The 19,756-nt window shown below is 71.1% G+C and carries 15 protein-coding genes and 1 tRNA gene; 3 read left to right on the top strand and 13 right to left on the bottom strand.

Annotated features, from left to right (window positions below; all coding sequences use genetic code 11):
• Positions 1-112: 112 nt before the first annotated feature.
• From NOCA_RS08270 to NOCA_RS08255, 4 genes are all read right to left on the bottom strand, one after another.
• Positions 113-1,159: an adenosine deaminase gene (locus NOCA_RS08270; protein WP_011754817.1), complete on the bottom strand. Its 1,047-nt coding sequence runs from the start codon at positions 1,157-1,159 to the stop codon at positions 113-115.
• The gene (locus tag NOCA_RS08265) at positions 1,156-2,646 is read right to left on the bottom strand and encodes an HNH endonuclease signature motif containing protein (RefSeq protein ID WP_011754816.1); all 1,491 of its coding nucleotides are present in this window, start codon (positions 2,644-2,646) and stop codon (positions 1,156-1,158) included. Before NOCA_RS08265 ends, NOCA_RS08270 begins: the two co-directional genes overlap by 4 nt.
• A 324-nt stretch (positions 2,647-2,970) precedes the next feature.
• Positions 2,971-3,705 carry a DsbA family protein gene (locus NOCA_RS08260; protein WP_011754815.1) on the bottom strand — a complete coding sequence of 245 codons (735 nt, stop codon included), beginning with the start codon at positions 3,703-3,705 and terminating at the stop codon, positions 2,971-2,973.
• Positions 3,705-4,190: a MauE/DoxX family redox-associated membrane protein gene (locus NOCA_RS08255; RefSeq protein WP_011754814.1), complete on the bottom strand. Its 486-nt coding sequence runs from the start codon at positions 4,188-4,190 to the stop codon at positions 3,705-3,707. The genes NOCA_RS08260 and NOCA_RS08255 overlap by 1 nt, the downstream gene beginning before the upstream one ends.
• A gap of 75 nt (positions 4,191-4,265) precedes the next feature.
• Between NOCA_RS08255 and orn the strand changes: the two genes are divergently transcribed.
• Together orn and NOCA_RS08245 are read left to right on the top strand one after the other, a co-directional pair.
• Complete coding sequence (orn, locus tag NOCA_RS08250) at positions 4,266-4,934, top strand: oligoribonuclease (protein WP_011754813.1); 669 nt, start codon at positions 4,266-4,268, stop codon at positions 4,932-4,934.
• A gap of 47 nt (positions 4,935-4,981) precedes the next feature.
• A tRNA-His gene (locus NOCA_RS08245) sits at positions 4,982-5,057 on the top strand.
• Positions 5,058-5,354: 297 nt separating this feature from the next.
• On the opposite strand, the gene NOCA_RS08240 is transcribed toward NOCA_RS08245, so the two are convergent.
• The 6 genes from NOCA_RS08240 to NOCA_RS08215 all read right to left on the bottom strand — a co-directional run bounded on the left by NOCA_RS08240 (position 5,355) and on the right by NOCA_RS08215 (position 14,048).
• On the bottom strand, positions 5,355-5,819 hold the full coding sequence (locus NOCA_RS08240) for a hemerythrin domain-containing protein (protein ID WP_011754812.1): 465 nt from the start codon (positions 5,817-5,819) through the stop codon (positions 5,355-5,357).
• Positions 5,812-6,540 carry a respiratory nitrate reductase subunit gamma gene (narI, locus tag NOCA_RS08235; protein ID WP_011754811.1) on the bottom strand — a complete coding sequence of 243 codons (729 nt, stop codon included), beginning with the start codon at positions 6,538-6,540 and terminating at the stop codon, positions 5,812-5,814. Before narI ends, NOCA_RS08240 begins: the two co-directional genes overlap by 8 nt.
• Positions 6,541-6,542: 2 nt before the next feature.
• The gene (gene narJ / locus NOCA_RS08230; RefSeq protein ID WP_011754810.1) at positions 6,543-7,253 is read right to left on the bottom strand and encodes a nitrate reductase molybdenum cofactor assembly chaperone; all 711 of its coding nucleotides are present in this window, start codon (positions 7,251-7,253) and stop codon (positions 6,543-6,545) included.
• Positions 7,250-9,004 (bottom strand): nitrate reductase subunit beta, encoded by a 1,755-nt coding sequence (gene narH / locus NOCA_RS08225; RefSeq protein WP_011754809.1) that lies wholly within the window; start codon positions 9,002-9,004, stop codon positions 7,250-7,252. Before narH ends, narJ begins: the two co-directional genes overlap by 4 nt.
• An 80-nt stretch (positions 9,005-9,084) precedes the next feature.
• Complete coding sequence (locus tag NOCA_RS08220; protein WP_148217944.1) at positions 9,085-12,801, bottom strand: nitrate reductase subunit alpha; 3,717 nt, start codon at positions 12,799-12,801, stop codon at positions 9,085-9,087.
• A 2-nt stretch (positions 12,802-12,803) separates the two neighbouring features.
• The gene (locus NOCA_RS08215) at positions 12,804-14,048 is read right to left on the bottom strand and encodes an MFS transporter (RefSeq protein WP_011754807.1); all 1,245 of its coding nucleotides are present in this window, start codon (positions 14,046-14,048) and stop codon (positions 12,804-12,806) included.
• 127 nt (positions 14,049-14,175) lie between these two features.
• Here NOCA_RS08215 and NOCA_RS08210 point away from each other — a divergent pair, with 127 nt between their 5' ends.
• Positions 14,176-14,865, top strand: a complete 690-nt coding sequence (locus NOCA_RS08210) for a helix-turn-helix transcriptional regulator (protein WP_011754806.1) — start codon at positions 14,176-14,178, stop codon at positions 14,863-14,865.
• A 103-nt stretch (positions 14,866-14,968) separates the two neighbouring features.
• Here the strand turns inward: NOCA_RS08210 and NOCA_RS08205 are convergent, their stop codons facing one another.
• The 3 genes from NOCA_RS08205 to NOCA_RS08195 form a co-directional block, all read right to left on the bottom strand.
• The gene (locus NOCA_RS08205) at positions 14,969-17,902 is read right to left on the bottom strand and encodes a S8 family serine peptidase (protein ID WP_049774273.1); all 2,934 of its coding nucleotides are present in this window, start codon (positions 17,900-17,902) and stop codon (positions 14,969-14,971) included.
• A 290-nt stretch (positions 17,903-18,192) separates the two neighbouring features.
• Entirely contained in the window at positions 18,193-18,654 is a 462-nt protein-coding gene (locus NOCA_RS25620) for a hypothetical protein (RefSeq protein ID WP_011754804.1), read from the bottom strand.
• 85 nt (positions 18,655-18,739) lie between these two features.
• A complete protein-coding gene (locus tag NOCA_RS08195) occupies positions 18,740-19,687 on the bottom strand; it encodes a pirin family protein (RefSeq protein WP_011754803.1) in 948 nt (315 codons plus the stop codon).
• Between the last annotated feature and the right edge of the window lie 69 nt (positions 19,688-19,756).

Below are 19,756 nucleotides of genomic sequence, written 5' to 3'. Positions count from 1 at the left end.
GACACGCGCGCCAATCCCAGGAATCCGGCCCCGTTCGGGATACAAAGGTGTCGGCCCCGCTTGGTATGAGCTCGCGGGGCCCATTCCTTCTTCCGGCCCGGAGAAGCCGGCGTCAGGCCGGACCGGACGCGACGTAGGCGTCGATCTCTCCCAGGATCCGGGCCTGGACGTCGAGCTCGGCGAACGACGCACGTACGGCGGTGCGCGCCAGCTCGGCCACTCCGGCCCGGTCGAGGCCGAGCAGCCCGGCCGCCACCTCGTACTCGCGGTTCAGCGTGGTGTTGAACATCGGCGGGTCGTCGGAGTTGACCGTCACGACCACGCCCGCGTCGCGGAACGCCCGGATCGGGTGCTCCGCCAGGTCGGCCACCGCCCGGGTCGCGACGTTCGAGGAGGGGCACACCTCGAGCGGGATACCGCGCTCGGCGAGCAGCGCCAGGAGCCCGGCGTCCTGGGCGGACGACGTGCCGTGCCCGATCCGCTCCGCGCCCAGCAGCTCGATCGCGTGCCGGACCGTCTCGGGGCCGGTCGTCTCCCCCGCGTGCGGGACGCTGTGCAGGCCGGCCGCGCGAGCCGCGTCGAAGTGCGGTCGGAACTGGGGTCGCGGCACCCCGATCTCGGGGCCGCCGAGCCCGAAGCCGACCAGGGCCTCCGGGCGGTGGCCGAGGGCGTACCCGAGCGTGGCGTCGGCGGCGGGCAGGCCGAACTCGCCGGGGATGTCGTAGATCCAGCGCAGCACCAGACCGAAGTCACGCTCGACCGCGACCCGGGCGTCCTCGATCGCCTCGGTGTAGGCCTCGATCGGCATGCCCTTGCCCTCCTCGTGCGGTCGCACTGAGGTGTACGGCGTGCACGTGAGCTCGGCGTACCGCAGGCCCTGGCCCGTGGCCATCTCCCGCCCGATCTCGTGGGTCAGGTAGCGGATGTCCTCGGGCGTACGGATCAGGTCGACCACCGCGAGGTAGACCTCGACGAAGTGCGCGAAGTCGCGGAACTCGAAGAACCGACGCAGGGCGTCCGGGTCGCTCGGGACAGTCCCCGGATGCCGCTCGGCGAGCTCGGAGACGATCCGAGGCGACGCGGACCCGACATGGTGGACGTGCAGCTCGGCCTTGGGCAGTCCGGCGATGAAGGTGGCGAGGGGGTCCCGGGTACTCACCCGACGGAGTCTGTCAGCGCCGGGCGCCGAAGCGGAATCCACGCCGCGTCGGTGGGCCCGGGGTCGCCCCCTCCGGTCGCCGGGACTACGCACCGTTCCCGTCCGAGTAGCCGCGCCCTGAGCATGGGAGTGGCCCCGTCGGCCGTGGCCGGCGGGGTCGGGTGGTCACAGATGTCGGGTGTAGGTGCGGCCGTGGGGGCTGGTCCAGACGAAGAGTCGTTCGCCGACGCGGTGCAGCCGCCAGCCGCCGTGGGTGCGGAGCCGGTGGTGGAACCGGCAGGCCGCGCCGGCACCAGGTTGCACGAGCAGGTGGGGCCGCCCTCGGCCCAGGGGATGACGTGGTCGAGGTCGCAGGAGCGGGATGGCCGGGTGCAGTGGGGGAACACGCAGGTGGGGTGGGTGAGGAGGACTTGTTCGCGTAGCCGTGGGGAGGGCCGGTAGCCGGGGACCTGCAGGTGTTCGTGCAGGTCCAGGACCGGCCGGATGGTGACCGGACCGGTCGCGGTGGCGCACCAGCCGGCGACCTGCCCGACCAGGACCTCCGAGCGGGTGTTCTCCACGGTCGCGAGCAGGCCGCGGACCGCGTCGTCGGTCAGGTGCGCGTACAGCATCAGCCCGCGGCCCCGCCGGGACCGCTGAGGCCGGGCCGGACCCGGCGCCGCCTCGGTGTCAGCCGTCGCCTCGGTGCCGGTGTGGGTGGCGGGCTGCTGGGTGTCGAGTCCGAGGGTGAGGTCGCCGCGGGCCAGGGCACCCACGGCCAGGGCGCGGCGCACGTTCAACGTCTCGGTGCAGCCGAGGTCGGCGAGCTGTTGGGCGCCGTGTCGCAGGGCCTGGTCGAGGTCGAGGGCGTCGGCCAGGTCCAGCTCGCCGCGCACGGTCATGGTGCCCTGGAGGCCGACCTGGGTGGTGTCGACGTCGCAGAACCGGGTCTCGGCGGCCTCGCGGCGGCGTTGCTCGGCCGCAGCCGGGTCGTGCAGGGCTCGGGCGGCGTCGACGGTGCGGTCGATCTGGGCGTAGGAGACCCGGTGCGCGATCGGGGCCAGGTGCCGGTCCACACAGGCGGCGCCCTCGAAGGAGAGGGAGTGGGTGTGGGCGGCGATCCGGCGGGCCTTCCACACCGGCACCCGCCCGCCCATGACCTGGGCCCACAGTCGGGGGAGCCGGTAGCAGACCTCGACCGCGTCCCCCAGGTAGGCCCGGCCCGCGTCGGTGGTGATCCCGATCGCGGCGGCGAAGTCCGCGACACAGAACTCCGCCACCAGCGGGGCACCCGTCCCGGCGATCGCGACCTCGCCTTCGGTGCCCTCCACGGTGGCGATGTCGGCGACCGAGGTGATCGGGTGCGCGATCGCCCACTCCACGGCCAGCCGGAACTGCCCGATCTCCGCATCAGCCAGCACCGTGTGCGTCGACTCGAGCGCAGCCAGCACCCCGGCCGCGGAGTCGGTGGACTCCGGGTCGGGGTGCTCGACGGGGAGGGCTGCCATGTGTTCAACCCAAGCACCGGCCACCGACATCGAGCGGCCCAGAACCCCTTGTTCCACAGGGTTCCGGGAGATCCGAAAGTAAAATCTTCGCCGTCACCTGGGTCGACCAACGGCGCTGGATCGCCGTCCTCGCCTGGCGGCGGTGACCATGCCCCCTTGACCACCGCCGACCGCGACCACCTTTCCTCGTTCCCGCTACCGCAACGAGCCGCCGAGCCGCGGCTCGCACCAGAGGAGAGCGTCGGGTGGTTTCGAGGCAGGCGCCAGCTCACTTCCTTGGTCTCGACGACGCCCGCTGCTCGAACGGAGCGGCGTGCGCCGCGGTCAGCTGACCTTGTCGACCAGGTTCGCCGCCAGGTCCTCCATGGTCCGGCCGTCCTGGAACACCTTTCCGTCGAGCAGCACGGTCGGGGTGCCGCGCACGCCGGCGTCGAGCGCCGCCTGGGTGGCGTCGCCGACCCACGCCTTCCCGTCTCCGGCGTCGAGGCCCTTCTTGACCTCCGCCTCGTCGGCGCCGGCCTCGACCGCGAGCTTGATCAGGTCGTCGTCCGAGGGGAACGGCCCGGACTCGCTCGGTTGGTTCTCGTAGAGCAGGTCGTGCAGCTTCTTGGCCACGTCCGGGCCGGACTTGTCGAGCACCACCGCGAACACGGCGGCGGAGCGCTCGGAGTAGTCGCCGATCGAGGAGAGCAGGTTGAAGGGTCGGTACTCGACCTGGACCTTGCCGTCGGCCGCGAGCTTGGCGAGATCGTCACGGCTCGCGTGCTCGAGCTGCCCGCAGTACGGGCAGAGGAAGTCCTCGTAGATCACGACGTCGTGCGGAGCGTCGTCGGGGCCGATGGTCAGGCCGTACTTGCTGCCGCCCGCAGCGGGCGCCTGCACGTCCTTGGACGTGTCCAGGGCCCGGGAGAGGAAGAAGCCGCCGACGATGATCACCAGCAGGGCGAGGACCACCCCACCGACCATCAGGTTGCGCCGGCGGCGTTCCTGCTGCTGCTGCTCACGCAGCGCGGCTGCCGCGCGTTCGGCGCGGCCGGCGGGACGGTTCTTCTTCGACATCAGGGTCCTTCGGGCTCGGGGACGCGGCCGAAGAGGACCGAGTCCAGTGCCAGGCGGGTCGTCGGCAGCCAGGCAACGAACAGGGAGGCGATCAGGAGGGCACCGTCGCGGGCGATCTCCCAGGGGTACTTCGACGCCGCGTCCGGGTCGTAGCCCCCGCCCCCGAAGCAGCCGCAGTCGATGGTGATGCCGCGGGCCCACACCGACGCGATGCCGATGATGAAGGCCGCGAACAGCAGTGCGGAGACGATGGCCGAGCCCCGGGTCAACAGGCCGAGCACCAGGGTCGCACCGACCACGATCTCGACGACCGGGAGCAGCTGTCCGACCGGCTCGACCAGGGACGCGGGGAGCAGCTGGTAGGCCCGCACGGCGTCGACGCTCTGGGCGGGGTCCGGCAGCTTGACGGCGCCGGCGGCGATCCAGACCCCTCCGGTCACCAGGCGCGCGAGCAGGCCCAGCCACCCGGTCAACGTCGTCGCCACCCCGCGACCCTAGAGCCCGAGGCTGAACTGTGACTGAGAGAAGCGCCGACCGGGCCCGGGGCTAAGGTGGCAGCCGTGAACGAACGACTCGTCTGGATCGACTGCGAGATGACGGGCCTGGATCTGCGGGCCGACGCGCTGATCGAGGTGGCCGCGCTGGTCACCGACTTCGACCTCAACGTGCTCGGGAGCGGCGTCGACCTGATCGTCAAGCCACCCGCGGAGGCCCTCGACCAGATGAACGAGTTCGTCCGGGACATGCACGAGAAGTCCGGGCTGCTGCGCGAGCTGGACTCCGGCATCTCCCTCGACGAGGCTGAGGAGCAGGTGCTGGCCTACGTCAAGGAGTTCTGCCCCGACGGCAGCCGCCCGCCGCTGGCCGGCAACACCGTGGCGACCGACCGGGCGTTCCTCGCCCGGGACATGCCGAACCTCGAGACGTTCCTTCACTACCGGATCGTCGACGTGTCCTCGATCAAGGAGCTCTCGCGCCGGTGGTACCCCCGCGCGTACTTCCAGGCGCCGGCCAAGCGCGGGAACCACCGGGCACTCGCCGACATCCAGGAGAGCATCGAGGAGCTGCGCTACTACCGCGACGCCGTGTTCGTGCCCTCCCCCGGCCCCGACAGCGACGCGGCGCGCGCGATCGCGCTCAAGCACGGCGGCTCGCTCACCGGGCTCTCCGGCGACGAGGCCGTGGAGACCGCGTCCGGCCCGGGGGCCGATTCTGCGGATCAGCCCTAGTTCCCCTACACTTTCGGTCGGTCCCGACACCGTCGGAACCGCTCATGGTGGGTGTAGCTCAGCTGGTAGAGCACCTGGTTGTGGTCCAGGTGGCCGCGGGTTCAAGTCCCGTCACTCACCCCAGACACGTCGGGCCCCCGACCAGCACGGCTGGCCGGGGGCTCGGACGTGTTGCCGCCGCCGACCGCCGACTCACTGGGCGGGGGCGTCGTACGCCTTGTTCGACCACACGAGCGGAGGTCAGGGCCGGCGCTCGGCTCAGCCTCGATCCGCCGATTTGCGGCGTCGCGAGCGTCACCAGATGGGTGCGCTGGCAAGGCGACCGGCGCGAAGCCATACCGAGCGTCTATCGAGCGTCGGCAACGCAGCCAGCGTGCCCAGATGGTGGCGCGCAGCAGGCGGAAATCGGTGGGCCGAGGCTCAGGCCGAGTGGGCTCGGTGTGCCGGCTCCTCGTGCACCGCGGCGACGGTGTTCCAACCCTCGGCACCGAGGGTGACGACGGCGACCGGGAAGAGACCGAGGTTCTCCTTGTCGATGTGCGTCGAGAGCTCCGTCAGCAGGTCGTCGACGCGTGCCTCCAGGTCGGCGTCGTCGAGCCCCAGCTCGGAGAGCAGCTCGTCGAAGTCCGCGTGCTCGCCCTCGAGCTCGCCGACGGCGTCGCCGAAGTCGCCCTGGTCCTTCATCGCCCGGAACAGGCCGCGCTCCTCCCGGTCGACATGGTGGCCGAGGTCGTGAGCCAGCTGCCCGAGCAGCTGCCAGGCACCGCGCCGGTCGCCCTTGTCGAGGTGGCGCCGGATCTCCCCGCCGAGGTCGAGCAGCGCGAGGTGCTCGTCCATCAGCTGGGCGATCGGCTCCACCCCGCGGCAGCCGCAGTGCTCACACACGGGTGTTGTCCCAGCCCCGCCGCGGGCTGTGGCTGCCGAGCTGCTCGTCGCGGCCGCGGTAGACGATGTAGGGCCGGGTGAGGTAGCCGACCGGTGCGCTGAACACGTGCACCAGTCGGGTGAACGGCCACAGCGCGAAGAGCCCGAAGGCCACCAGTGCGTGCAGCTGGAAGCCGATCGGTGCATCACCCATCAAGGACGCGTCCGGCTGGAAGGCGAGGAACGAGCGGTACCAGATCGAGACGCCCTCGCGGTAGTTGTACTCGCCGCCGACCGTCATGATCGACCCGGCGACCGTGTTCCACATCCCGAGCACGATCGCCGCGGCCAGGAAGGCGTACATCACCTTGTCCATGACGGTCGTGGCCGAGAAGACGGGCCCGACGGTACGACGCCGGTAGATGAGGATCACCATGCCGACGACGGTCATCACACCGGCGGCCAGGCCGCCCGTCACCGCGATGACGTGGTAGGCCTCGTGGCTGATGCCGATCGCGTCGGTCCACGACTGCGGGACCAGGAGCCCGATGATGTGTCCGCCGACCACGCCGAGCATGCCGAAGTGGAACAGCGGCGAACCGAGCCGCAGCAGCCGGTCCTCGTAGAGCTGCGAGGACCGGGTGGTCCAGCCGAACTTGTCGTAGCGGTATCGCCAGAAGTGCCCGACCACGAACGTCGTGAGGCACAGGTAGGGCACGATCACCCACAAGAAGGTGTCCATGGTCAGCGTCCTCCGGGGAACGACGGCATCGGCAGCGCGACGGGACCGTCGGGCTGGGCGGGCTGGGCTGGCCCGGGGTCGAAGCCGGGCGTGGCGTACGGCGTGAGCCCGACCTCCTCCTCCGGGGGCCCCTCGGCGGCCAACCGGCGGATGGCCTCGACCTCGTCGCCCTGCAACGGCGGTAGGGTGGCGGTCACCGCCTCCACCGCCCCCGCCCAGCGGGAGCCGACGTCGACGAGGGACAGGCGGAGCAGCTCGAGCCCGGCACGATGGTCGAGGATCAGCTGGCGCCCCGCCTCCCGGTCCACGGTCGCGGCGTACTCGAGCACGACGCACAGGTGGTCCGGGAGCTCGTCGTCGGAGAGCTCGACGCCCGAGGCGAGGTAGGTCTGCTTGAACCGCAGCAGGGCCACCCCGCGCTTGCGGGTGTCACCGTGGGCGAAGTAGGTCAGGAACAGGTTGTGCCGACGCCTGCTGTCGAAGGTGTCGACGTAGTCCTGCTCGAGCTCGGTCAGCGGCGTGCCGTCGAGCCGGGCCACGGTCTCGCGCAGGGGCTCCCCGATCGTGCCGGGCAGCTCGTGCGAGGCCTGCCGGACCAGGTCGAGCCGGTCGAGCAGCGTCTGGTCGGGATAGCCGAGCAGCAGGGAGGCCGACTGCCAGGCGATCGTGAGCTGGCCAGGTGACAGCTCGGGCCGAGCGGAGCGACGGCTCATCGGAAGTCCGCCCCTCCGGTCAGTCCGCCCGTGCCACCCGGACCGGTCTCGCCGTCGTGGCTGGTGTCGGGGGTGCCGCCCTCGGCCGTGTCCGCCGGCCCGCCAGGCCCGTCCGGTCGCGGCGGGAACAGCCCGCTGGGCTTGCCGCGACCGTCCCAGTTGAGGAGGTTCACCCGGGAGCCCTTGTCGTCGGGGCTGGCGAAGGTGTCCGCCGTCTGCCGGTTCTGCAGCATCTGGAAGTTCTCCACCGCGATCGGCGTCGGCACCCCGGAGCCCTCTCCGAACAGGTCCTGCTGGCCACCGCCGTAGTCCGCGACCGCGCACTCGGTCCCGAGCTCCTCCAGTGAGTGCGCCTGCTCGGAGTGTGCGGCCGGGATCACGTACCGCTCGTCGTACTTGGCGATCGCGAGGAGGCGGTACATGTCGTACATCTGCTCCTCGGTCATGCCGACCGCCGCGGGGATGGCGGGGTTCGACTCGCGACCCATGTTGATGTCGCGCATGTAGGAGCGCATCGCCGCCAGCTGCTTGAGGACCCGGTCCACGGGAGCCACGTCCCCGGCCGTGAACAGCTCGGCGAGGTACTCGACGGGGATCCGCAGCGCGTCGATCGCCGCGAACAGGTTGCCGGTGTCCTCGGCGTCCTCGCCGGTGTCGCGGACCACGTCCACGACCGGCGAGAGCGGCGGGATGTACCAGACCATCGGCATGGTGCGGTACTCCGGGTGCAGCGGCAGCGCGACCTTGTACTTGTTGATCAGCGCGTGGATCGGCGAGCGCTGCGCGGCGTCGATCCAGTCCGCCGGGATGCCGGCTGCCTCGGCCGCCCGGACCACCTCGGGGTCGTCGGGGTCGAGCAGGATCGAGCGCTGGGCCTCGTAGAGGTCGTGCTCGTCGGGCACCGAGGCCGCCTCGAGCACCCGGTCGGCGTCGTAGAGCACCAGGCCGATGTAACGCAGCCGGCCGACACACGTCTCCGCGCACACGGTCGGCAGTCCGACCTCGATGCGCGGGAAGCAGAACGTGCACTTCTCGGCCTTGCCGGTGCGGTGGTTGAAGTAGACCTTCTTGTACGGGCAGCCCGAGACGCACATCCGCCAGCCTCGGCACCGGTCCTGGTCGACCAGCACGATGCCGTCCTCGGCGCGCTTGTAGATCGCGCCGCTGGGGCAGGACGCCGCACAGGACGGGTTCAGGCAGTGCTCGCAGATGCGCGGCAGGTAGAACATGAAGGTCTGCTCGAACTCGAACTTCACCTTGTCGGCGATCTTCTTGAGCATCGGGTCGTGCTTCGCCGTGGCCGCCGAGCCGCCGAGGTCGTCGTCCCAGTTCGAGGACCACTCGATCTTGATGTCCTTGCCGGTCAGCAGGGACTTCGGGCGCGCAACCGGCGTGTGCTTCTGTGCGGGCGCGTCCGTGAGCGTGGCGTAGTCGTAGGTCCACGGCTCGTAGTAGTCCTGGATCGAGGGCAGCTTCGGGTTGGAGAAGATCGTCGCGAGCTTCTTCAACCGGCCGCCGGCCTTGAGCTTGAGCCGGCCGCGGCTGTTGAGCTCCCAGCCGCCCTTCCACTCCTCCTGGTCCTCGTAGGTCCGCGGGTAGCCCTGGCCGGGCCGCGTCTCGACGTTGTTGAACCAGACGTACTCGGTGCCGGTCCGGTTGGTCCACGCCTGCTTGCAGGTCACGGAGCAGGTGTGGCACCCGATGCACTTGTCGAGGTTCATCACCATGGCCATCTGGGCCATTACCTTCATCGGTCACAACCTTCCGAGGCGTCGGGGCCCCCGCGGAGTTTCGGAGCAAGGAACGAGCGGAGAACTTCGTGGGGTGCCATTCAGTACTCCACGTCCTGCGACCGGCGACGGATGACCGTCACCTCGTCGCGCTGGTTGCCGGTCGGGCCGATGTAGTTGAACGCCCACGACAGCTGGGCGTAGCCACCGATCAGGTGCGAGGGCTTCACGAGCAGGCGGGTCAGCGAGTTGTGGATGCCGCCCCGCTTCCCCGACGTCTCCGCCACCGGGACGTCGATCAAGCGGTCCTGGGCGTGGTGCATGTAGACGGTGCCTTCCGGCATCCGGTGCGACACGATCGCCCGGGCCACGACGACGCCGTTGCGGTTGACCGCCTCGATCCAGTCGTTGTCCTGCACGCCGACCTTGGCGGCGTCCTTGTCCGACATCCAGATCGTCTGCCCGCCACGGGAGAGCGAGAGCATGAACAGGTTGTCCTGGTACTCCGAGTGGATCGACCACTTGTTGTGCGGCGTCAGGTAGCGGACGGTCACCCCCTCGACCGCTCCCGTGCCGGGGCCGGCGACGTCGCCGATCGGTGGCTCCGCGAACAGCGCCCCCATGTTCAAGGGCGGCCGGAAGACCGGGAGCCCCTCGCCGAGCTCGAGCATCCAGTCGTGGTCGAGGTAGAAGTGCTGGCGGCCGGTCAGCGTGTGCCACGGCTTGAGCCGCTCGACGTTGATCGTGAACGGCGAGTAGCGCCGGCCACCGGACTCCGACCCGGACCATTCCGGGGACGTGATCACCGGGACCGGTGCGGACTGGGTGTCCGCGAAGGTGACCTGCTTGCCCTCGTGCTCGGCCGCGAGGTCGTGCAGCTCGCGGCCCGTGCGCTTCTCGAGCTGCTTGAATCCCTGCACGGCCAGGTGGCCGTTGGTGGTGCCGGAGAGGGCGAGGATCGTCTCGCAGACGTGCACGTCGCGCTGCAGCGACGGACGGCCGTCCGCGACCCCGCCGCGGACGGCACCGTTCTTGGCGCGCAGGTAGTCGATCTGCTTGCCGAGCTCGAAGGTCACGCCCTTCGTCGTCGCCCCGAGCTTGTCGAGCAGCGGGCCGAGGGCGTTCATCTTCGCGCTGACGGCACCGTAGTCGCGTTCGACCTCGACGAGCTTGGGCATGGTCACCCCCGGCACCGGCTCGCACTCCCCCAGCTTCCAGTCACGGACCACGCCGTGCGGGTTGGCCATCGCGTCGGGGGTGTCGTGCATGAGTGGCACCGCCACCACGTCGCGCCTGGTGCCGAGCCGCGGAGCGGCCAGCTCGCTGAACTTGGCCGCGATCGCCCGCCAGGTGTCCCAGTCGGTCCGGGTCTGCCACGGTGGCGCGATGGCGGGGTTGAACGAGTGCACGAACGGGTGCATGTCGGTGGTGTTGAGGTCGTGCTTCTCGTACCAGGTGGCGGCGGGGAACACGACGTCCGAGAAGATCGTGGTCGACGTCTGCCGGAAGTCCAGGGTCAACAGCAGGTCGAGCTTGCCCTCCGGGGCGTCCTCGTGCCAGGCGACGTCGCGGGGCCGGAGCGGCTCCGGGGTCTCGGTGGCACGCACCGAGCTGTCGGTGCCCAGCAGGTGCTTGAGGAAGTACTCGTTGCCCTTCGACGACGAGCCGAGCAGGTTGGCGCGCCAGATCGAGAGGATCCGCGGGAAGTTCTCAGGAGCGTCCGGGTCCTCGCAGGCGAAGTTCAGCGACCCGTCCTTGAGCCCCGCCACCACGTGGTCGGCGACGCTGCGGCCGGCCGCGGCCGCCTCCTCGGTGATCTCGAGCGGGTTCTTGTCGAACGTCGGGTACGACGGCGACCAGCCCAGCCGGGCGCTCTTGGCGATCACGTCCGCGCTGCTCATGCCGGCGAGCTGGCCCTGCCCGGTGCGCGCCGACAGCGTGTCGGCGCCGAACTGGTCGTAGCGGAACTGGTCGGTGTGGAGGTACCAGTACGCCGTCTGGATCATGTTCCGCGGTGGCCGGTTCCAGTCCAGGGCGTTCGCGACCTGGTTGTAGCCGGTGATCGGGCGGACCTTCTCCTGCCCCACGTAGTGCGCCCAACCGCCGCCGTTGACGCCCTGGCAGCCGGTGAGCGTGGTGAGGGCCAAGAAGGTGCGGTAGATCGTGTCGGAGTGGAACCAGTGGTTGGTCCCGGCCCCCATCAGGATCATCGACCGGCCCTTGGACTCCTCGGCGTTCTGGGCGAACTCACGGCCGATCCGCGCCGCCGCCGCGGCGGGCACGCCGGTGAAGCGCTCCTGCCAGGCGGGGGTGCCGGGCCCCTCGGCGTCGTCGTACCCGCTCGGCCACTCGCCGGGCAGGCCGGGACGGGCCACGCCGTACTGCGCGAGCATCAGGTCGAGCACCGTGGTGACGAGCTGGCCCTCGACCGTGCGCACGGGGACGCCGCGGCGCAGGTCCCCGGCGGTGCCGTCGACGTTGTCGAAGCGGGGCAGCGCCAGCTCGACCGACTCGGCGCCGGGCCCGGCGAGGCTCAGCCGCGGGTCGACGTCGCCGAGGTCGAGGTTCCACTGGCCCTCGCCGCTCTGGCCGAACCGGTGCCCCAGGGCGCCGTTGGGCACGACGGGAGCGTCGGTCGCCGCGTCGATGAGCACGGTCTTGAAGGCGGCGTTCTCCTCGCCGCGGTGGTCCGCGAGGTCCTCGGCGGTGAGGAACTTGCCGGGCCGGTGCACGCCGTCGGCGCCGACCTCGATCTTCACCAGGAACGGCAGGTCGGTGTAGCGCTTGGTGTAGTCGCGGAAGTACGGCGTCTCCCGGTCGACGTAGAACTCCTTGAGGATGACGTGGCCCATCGAGATCGCCAGCGCGGCGTCGGTCCCCGGGTTGGCCGGGAGCCACTCGTCGGCGAACTTGACGTTGTCGGCGTAGTCCGGTGCGACCGCCACGACCTTCTGGCCGCGGTAGCGCGCCTCGGTCATCCAGTGCGCGTCCGGGGTCCGGGTGACGGGGACGTTGGAGCCCCACATGACCAGGTAGCCGGCGTCCCACCGGTCGCCGGACTCGGGGACGTCGGTCTGGTCACCGAACACCTGCGGCGAGGCGACCGGCAGGTCGGCGTACCAGTCGTAGAAGCTCAGCATCGAGCCGCCGATCAGGTGCATGAACCGCGCGCCGGAGGCGTGCGACACCATCGACATGGCCGGGATCGGGGAGAACCCGGCCACCCGGTCCGGGCCCCACTTGGCGATCGTGTGCACGTGGGCGGCGGCCACCATCTCGACCGCCTCGTCCCAGGTCGCGCGGACCAGGCCGCCCTTGCCGCGCGCGGCCTTGTAGGCGCGCGCGCGTTGCGGGTTGTCGACCACGTGGGCCCAGGCCTTGACCGGGTCGCCGCCGTGCTGCTGCTTGGCCTCGCGGTACATCTGCAGGAGCACCCCGCGGATGTACGGGTAGCGCACCCGCGTGGGCGAGTAGGTGTACCAGGAGAACGCGGCACCACGCGGGCAGCCGCGGGGCTCGTACTCCGGCTTGTCCGGCCCGACCGACGGGTAGTCGGTCTGCTGGGTCTCCCAGGTGATGATCCCGTCCTTGACGTAGACCTTCCACGAGCAGGAGCCGGTGCAGTTCACGCCGTGGGTGGAGCGCACGACCTTGTCGTGGCTCCACCGGTCACGGTAGAAGTCGTCGGCCTGCCGGCCGCCCTTCTTCGTCAGCGTGCGCAGATCCTCCGAGACGGTCCCCCGGGTGAAGTACCGCCGACTTCGCACCAGCGCATCGCTGAGCGGTCCGTCGAGCCCGGGCTGGGAGGTGCCCTCGATCGTCACGCAGGAATCCTCTCGGTTCGGTGTTCGGCCGCGGTCCGTCGAACCACGGTCAGGGTGAGCACGAGGGTCAGGGCTGCTGTCACCGACAGCATCCACAGACCGATGGCGTAGGAATCGGTGCGGCCGTAGACGTAGCCCATCACCAGCGGGGGCGCGAAGCCGCCCAGGCCGCCGGCGGCGCCGACCAGGCCGGTGACGCCACCGACCCGCGAGGGCTCGGTGACCTTGGCGATCAGGGCGAAGGTCGCGCCGCTGCCGGAGCCGAGGGCCGCGGCCATCGCGAGGAACACGACGGTGCCGATCCCGTCCAGCGGCGGGTCGCCGGCGGAGATGCCGGCGCAGACCACGACCACGGCGTAGCCGGAGGCGAGCACGGGGACCGCGCCGAACCGGTCGGAGAGCCAGCCGCCGACCGGGCGCATCAGCACAGCGATCACCACGAAGCCCGCCATCCGGTTGGACGCGTCTGCCGGGGTGAGGCCGTGGGCGGTCTTGAGGTACGCCGGCAGGTAGACCGAGAACGCGACGTACCCGCCGAAGGCGACGGCGTAGAGGATGCAGGCCTGCCAGGTGATCGACAGCTTCGAGGTGGCCGCCAGGCGCGCGGCCAGGGAGGTGGTCGGCGGGGTGCGGCCGGGGGCGTCGCGCAGGATCAGCCAGGCCGCCGCGGCGTACACCGCGAGCACCGTGGCGGTGATCAAGAACGGCGCGGTGTCACCGATGTTCTTGTAGAGCTTGACCGTGGTCAGCGCGCTGATCGCCGTGCCGCCCATGCCGGCGCCGAAGATGCCGACGGCGAGCCCGCGCTTCTCCGGCGGGAACCACGCGTTGACGAACGGCACGCCGACGGCGAACGCCGTGCCGGCGATGCCGAGGAAGAACCCACCCACCAGGATCAGCGTGTAGGAGTCCAGGGCGACGAACGCCAGAAACAGGATCGGGACGATCGTGATCGCCGAGATCAACGGGAACATCACCCGGCCGCCGTACTTGTCCGTCAGCGCGCCCACCAGGATCCGGCCCAGTGAACCGACCACGACCGGCACCGCGACCATCAGCGCGACGTCGGACTCGCTGAGCGTGCCCACCCGGCCGTTGTCCCGGAACAGCGGGCCGAGCGGGCTGATCAGCGCCCACGCCCAGAAGTTCACGGCGAACCCGATGGTCGCCATCACCAGCATCGTCCAGGGCCCGTTGAGGCCGCGCTGACTGCCCACGATGCCCTCCTCCGCCACGGTCATGCCCGACCTCCCGAGATCGTGTCCACGACCACCTTGTCCGAAATCACTGACGTTGCCAACCGGGACACCCCCAACTCCAGGGACCACCCTCGGCGGCCCTCCCGAGGGTTTTACTACACTCGACTCCGTGGAAAACAGGGGCAGTTGGTCCTCTCCTGGCGATCGCCGGCTCGGTGCCGGGCCCAAGCCCGGTCGGCACCCGCTGTCACCGTCCCGGCGCGCGATCCTCGAGCACCTGCACGGCCAGCCGCAGCCGCTGACCCTGGCGGCCCTGGCGCGGATCACGGGGCTGCATCCCAACACCGTGCGCGAGCACCTGGACGCGCTGGTACGCCGAGGTCTGGTGCGTCGCCTCGCCGGCCGGCCCCAGGGCCGCGGCCGGCCGGCGTACCTGTTCGAGCACGTCGAGCACGGCCCCGGCGAGTACGCCCGGCTGGCGGTGGCGCTCGCCGACGCCCTGGCGTCGAGCAGCAGCGACCCGGCGGGCCACGCGGCGGCCGTCGGGGTGGAGTGGGGACGCGAGCTGGCCCGCGAGCGCCGCGCCCGGACCGGGGCCGGCGAGGACGCCCGGTCCGAGGTGGTCGGACAGCTCGACGACCTCGGCTTCGAGCCACGGCGCGGGGCCGACGATTGCGAGGTCCTGCTCACCCGCTGCCCACTGCTCGAGGCCGCCCACCGAGCACCCGCGGTCGTCTGCGGGATCCACCTCGGCATCATCCGCGGCATGCTCGACGAGTTCGGCGCCGACCCGTCCGGCAGCGAGCTCGAGCCGTTCGCGGCGCCCGGCTACTGCCGGCTCGTCGTACCGCCCGTCTGATCCCCTGACGCCCGGTCACCGGATCCGATGACCCCGGGCGTGGCCTGCGACAGCGCCCGGGACCGTGCGGTCCCGGGCGCTGCGCATCGTGCCGGCGGCTACCTCAGCTGGTGATCTCCACCATCGTCGGAGCCAGGGCGCCGTCGTACTCGAGCATGCCGAGGTACGACGCGTCCGGGTCGAGGCCGGACCAGCTGACGTCGAACGTCGTCTCCTGCTGCGCGACGACCGGGACCGGGTTGGGCGTCACCGTGAGGTTGCCCAGGGTCGCGGCCGGGCCCAGGTCGTAGGACCGGAGCTGGTAGGCCATCGGTGCGCCGGCGTCGCCGGCGGCGAAGCCGTCGACCTCGATCACGTAGAAGCCCGCGTCCGGAGCCATGACCGTCACCGACTCGTCAGCCGTCGGGTTGGCCGACTGACCGACCTGGGCCACGAGCGTGTCGGGGTCACACGACGTCGGCGAGTAGTAGACGAACATGTCCAGGTCGGCGGTGTCGTCGGCCGCGTCGAGGTCGAACCGGGCCAGCTTGCTGTCGGCGCCGATCTCGACGCACTCGAGCTGGAAGTCGGCCACGGCCACGGTGTTGTCGGCGGTCTGCGCCTTCGCCAGCCCGGTCGGCTCGACAAGGAGCTCGCCGGTGGCGCCGGCGGTGACCGGAACCTCCACCGAGCCGTCGGTGCCGGTGCCCTGGACCGAGGCCGGTGCCTTGACCGACACCGGGCGCAGCGCGACCGGGATCCGCACGGTGGTCGGCCCGGTCAGGGTCACCCACCCCATCGCGAACTCGAGGAGCGGGGCGGTCGTCCGGGTGAAGTCGACCGTCAGCGTCTCCACGTCACCAGCACCGCTGGCCACCAGCTTGGTGGCACTGGGGGCCGCCGCGAAGCCGGGAACCGAGACCGAGACCTTCCAGGTGCCCGCCATCGACGAGGTGAAGGTGCGGGTGAACGACGTCGCCGACGGCACCTGGCCCTGGGCCATCGAGGGACCGTTGAGGTCCTTCGCCGCGACGGCCGCGTAGCCGGTGTCCAGCCCCTGACCGGTGAGGAACCCGAGCCACTCGCGCGGGGTCGAGGTCACGAACAGGCCGGGGTCGAAGAACCGGCGCGGGCTCACCTGACCGGAACCCTCGGCGAGGACGTCGTTCGAGGTCTTCCCCTCGGCGTCCTTGACCCGGTGAGCGGTCGTCATCATCGCGGACTTGACCTTCATCGGGCTCCACGTCGGGTGCACGCTCAGCATGAACGCGGCCAGGCCGGTGATGTGCGGCGCGGCCATCGACGTACCGGAGTAGAGGTCGTAGTCGCGTCCCTCGTTCGACGGCGGCGCCACCGCGGCGAGCACGCTCACACCCGGTGCGGCGATGTCCGGCTTGAGCAGGTCGGCGTCGTTCGCGATCGCCGCACCGCGCGAGGAGAAGCCGGCGATCTGAGGCAGCGGCGTCGTCTTCTTGGTGAGGTTGCCGGGCTCGATCGTCGCCGTGGCGGCGCTGCCCTGCGCGGCCAGGTAGGCGAACACCTTGGCCGCGTCGGTGTTGGTGATGTGCACGGTCGGCACCGAGTGGAAGTCGGCGTCCAGGCTGTTCTCGGTCGGGTTGGCGAGCACCATCCCGACGCCGCCCGCGCGGGCGACCTCGGCGCTCTTGGCCACCCGGTCGTAGACGCCGCGGGTGCAGACCACGATCTTGCCGGTGACCTTGGCCGGGTCGAGCGTGTCGGGGCCGCAGAGCTTGGCGTCGGCGTCGTCGCCGCCCGCGACGCCCGAGGCCTCGGAGTCGACGAGCTTCTTCGACGAGACGCGCTTGTCGTTGATCGAGGCGCCCACGATCTTGGTGCCGTTGCCGAGCACCAGGGTGTTCTCGAAGTTGTGGTGGGTCGATGCGGCCACCGTGGTCAGCCAGGGGCTGTTGTGTGCCACGGTGGAGGCATCGGGACCGGAGTTGCCGGCCGAGGCGGCCACGAAGACGCCGGCCTCGGCCGCACCTTCGAAGGCGACCTCGGTGGCCTCGACCACCGTGTCCAGCGCGCCCGAGATCGAGAAGTTGAGGACGTCGGCGCCGTCGTAGACGGCGTCGTCGATCGCGGCGACGATGTCGCTGGTGACGCCGGAGGCGGTGCCGTCGTCCTGGGCCCAGAGGACCTTGTACGCCGCGATCCGGGCGGCGGGCGCCATGCCGGAGATCGTCCCGAACTCCACGCCTTCGGTCCTGACCCGGTCGACGATGTTGCCCGCGGCGGTGCTGGCGGTGTGGGTGCCGTGGCCGTTGCCGTCGCGCGTCGAGGCGTAGTCCGCGTCGATGATCGCGTTCCCGCTCGCGAGGTAGCCGGCGCTGTAGGAGCGGGCGCCGATCAGCTTGGTGTTGCAGTCGTCGGCGGTCCAGTCCTCGCCGAGCTCGCACTCACCGGTGAACACGCCGCCGTCGGCCTTGTCCATCCGGGTCGAGGTGCCGATGCGGCTGATGTGCCACTTGGTCTGCGGGTTCCTGGTGAGCGCCGGGCCCGCGAACGACTTCGCCTCGGGCCAGATGCCGGAGTCGAGGTCGGCGACCACGATGCCGGCGCCGGCCTTCTTCTGACCGCCGTGGGTGGCCCACGCTCCCCGCTTGCCGGTCAGGCCGAGGAAGCGCGGGGTGTTCCAGGTGTCGGCGTGGACCAGCTGGTCCTTCTGCAGCAGCAGCACCCGCCGGTCGGAGGACAGGTCGAGCGCCTGCTCCTGGGTGAGGGCGGTCGAGAACCCGTTGGCCGCGATCGTGTAGCTCTGGTCGACGTCGGCGCCGACGGAGCTCGCGATCGAGCGCTGCGCCGAGCGCAGGTGGGCGGTGTACGTGCGCACCCGCTGCGAGCGCGCGTCGAACTGGCGGTCGCCCCTGGCGCGCGTCGCCGCGAACCGCGGGTTGGTCCCGTCGTACTGGGCCGCGCTGGGCTCGCGCAGGAGCACGACGTAGCGTCCTGCGGTGAGACTGGTCGATCCGGACGCCGCGGGCTTGGCCTCCGCGGCACCGACCGAGGCCGGCGTACCGACCAGGAGGCCGGCCACGACCGCCCCCGCCGAGAAGAGGCCGGCCCCGCGCCGAAGCGCGCCCGCCCTCGAGAAGTGAACTGACACCTACGTCTCCCCTACCGAGTGTCCGCCGAGGCGGAGTGCTGCCGAATGGTGAGGTGCGGACGTCCGGTGGCCTCCCAGCGTCACCGACAGGTCTGCACGGCGATCACCCAACGTCCAAACACCCTCCACGTCAAGGGTCGACGCGCAGGAATCCCTTCCGCGGCCGGATCGTGACCCGGTCGTGGCCGCCCGCCGGCCGAGCCGGCCGGCCCCGGGTACCCCTAGTCGTTGTAGATCTCGCAGTGGCGCGCGAGCCGGTTGGCGGCGGCGTCGAACGGCGCGACCCTCGGCCCGTCCGCGCCGGACTCCGCGGCCGCGCGCTGGGCGTCGACCGCCTCGCCGACCACGGCGATGTCCTCCGCGAGCGGGCCGAGGGCGTGCCGCTCGGCGTCGGCGAGCGCGCCGACCAGCTGCTCGGCCTCGGCCGACCCCTCGGCCGACGGGGAACCGTGCACGAACTCGATGGCGCGGGGCATCAGCTGGGCCGGGGGCCGATAGAGCTCGGCGCAGGTCTTGCGCACGCTCACGGGCTCCTCGGACGGCTGGTCAGCGGGCTGGCTCGAGGTCGTCGTCGACTCCGAGGGACCGGGGTCGGTCGCGGTGGTGGCCCCGTCGTCCCCACAGCCGGCCAGCGCGCTCGCGACCAGGGTTGCTCCGGCGAGGACGGCGAGAAGGCGGCGCATGCCCTCACTGTCTCGCGTTTGCCGCGCGAGGTCGACCGCCGGCAGCTCGACGGCCGACGATCCGTGGACGCGGCAGGGGGACCCGTCAGCCGGGGATGTGGCCGAAGCGACCGTGCTGGAAGTCCTCGTAGGCCTGCATCACCTCGGACTTGGTGTTCATCACGAACGGCCCGGCCCACGCGAGCGGCTCACGGATCGGCTGGCCGCCGACCACGATCACGTCCAGCTTCGGCGAGCGGCCCTCCTGGCGCGGGTTCGCCGCGACCGTCAGGTAGTCCCCCGCCCCGAGCACGGCCGCCTGACCGGTGTGGACGGGGTGGGCGTCGGTCCCCACGGTCCCGGCGCCGTTGAGCACGTAGACCAGTGCGTTGAAGTCGACGTTCCACGGCAGGTCCAGGCGCGCGCCCGGCTCCACGGTCGCGTGGACCAACGACATCGGCGTGTACGTCGACCCCGGGCCGGCGTGCCCGTCGACGGTGCCGGCGATCACGCGGACCAGCGCGCCGGCGTCGGCGCTGGTGAGCAGCTGGACCGAGCCCGACCGGATGTCCTGGTAGCGGGGATCGTTCATCTTGGCGTCCCGCGGCAGGTTCACCCAGAGCTGGATGCCGTGGAAGAGGCCGCCCTGCTGGACCAGCCACTCCGGCGGGGCCTCGATGTGCAGGAGGCCGGAGCCGGCGGTCATCCACTGGGTGTCGCCGTTGGTGATCGTGCCGCCGCCACCGTGGCTGTCCTGATGGTCGAAGACGCCGTCGATGATGTAGGTGACGGTCTCGAAGCCGCGGTGCGGGTGCCAGGGCGTGCCCTTCGGCTCACCGGGCGCGTACTCGACCTCGCCCATCTGGTCCATCATGATGAACGGGTCGAGGTGCTGGAGGTCGATGCCTGCGAACGCGCGACGCACCGGGAACCCCTCGCCCTCGTAACCCTGCGGCGCGGTGCTGACCTGCCACACGGGGCGGGGCTGGTCACCGAGCCCGGGCTCGCGGACGCGAGGGAGGACGGTCAGGTCGGCCACGGTCACAGCGGGCATGCGGCCCACCTCCTGCTGTCGGTGTCGGAACACCAGGCCCAACGGTCGTTGAAAGTTGGATATTCCGGT

The organism is Nocardioides sp. JS614 (assembly GCF_000015265.1).
In the GTDB taxonomy this organism is placed as follows: Bacteria; Actinomycetota; Actinomycetes; order Propionibacteriales; family Nocardioidaceae; genus Nocardioides.
Note: the sequence above shows the minus strand (reverse complement) of the source record. Positions and strands in the feature narration are given on the sequence as shown.

Excerpts from the sequence above, each read along its gene's own strand:
- NOCA_RS08260 (WP_011754815.1), bottom strand. The coding sequence starts at position 3,705 with ATGTCGAAGAAGAACCGTCCCGCCGGCCGCGCCGAACGCGCGGCAGCC.
- narH (WP_011754809.1), bottom strand. The coding sequence starts at position 9,004 with ATGAAGGTAATGGCCCAGATGGCCATGGTGATGAACCTCGACAAGTGC.
- NOCA_RS08195 (WP_011754803.1), bottom strand. The coding sequence starts at position 19,687 with ATGCCCGCTGTGACCGTGGCCGACCTGACCGTCCTCCCTCGCGTCCGC.
- NOCA_RS08265 (WP_011754816.1), bottom strand. The coding sequence starts at position 2,646 with ATGGCAGCCCTCCCCGTCGAGCACCCCGACCCGGAGTCCACCGACTCC.
- narJ (WP_011754810.1), bottom strand. The coding sequence starts at position 7,253 with ATGAGCCGTCGCTCCGCTCGGCCCGAGCTGTCACCTGGCCAGCTCACG.
- NOCA_RS25620 (WP_011754804.1), bottom strand. The coding sequence starts at position 18,654 with ATGCGCCGCCTTCTCGCCGTCCTCGCCGGAGCAACCCTGGTCGCGAGC.
- NOCA_RS08215 (WP_011754807.1), bottom strand. The coding sequence starts at position 14,048 with ATGACCGTGGCGGAGGAGGGCATCGTGGGCAGTCAGCGCGGCCTCAAC.
- narI (WP_011754811.1), bottom strand. The coding sequence starts at position 6,540 with ATGGACACCTTCTTGTGGGTGATCGTGCCCTACCTGTGCCTCACGACG.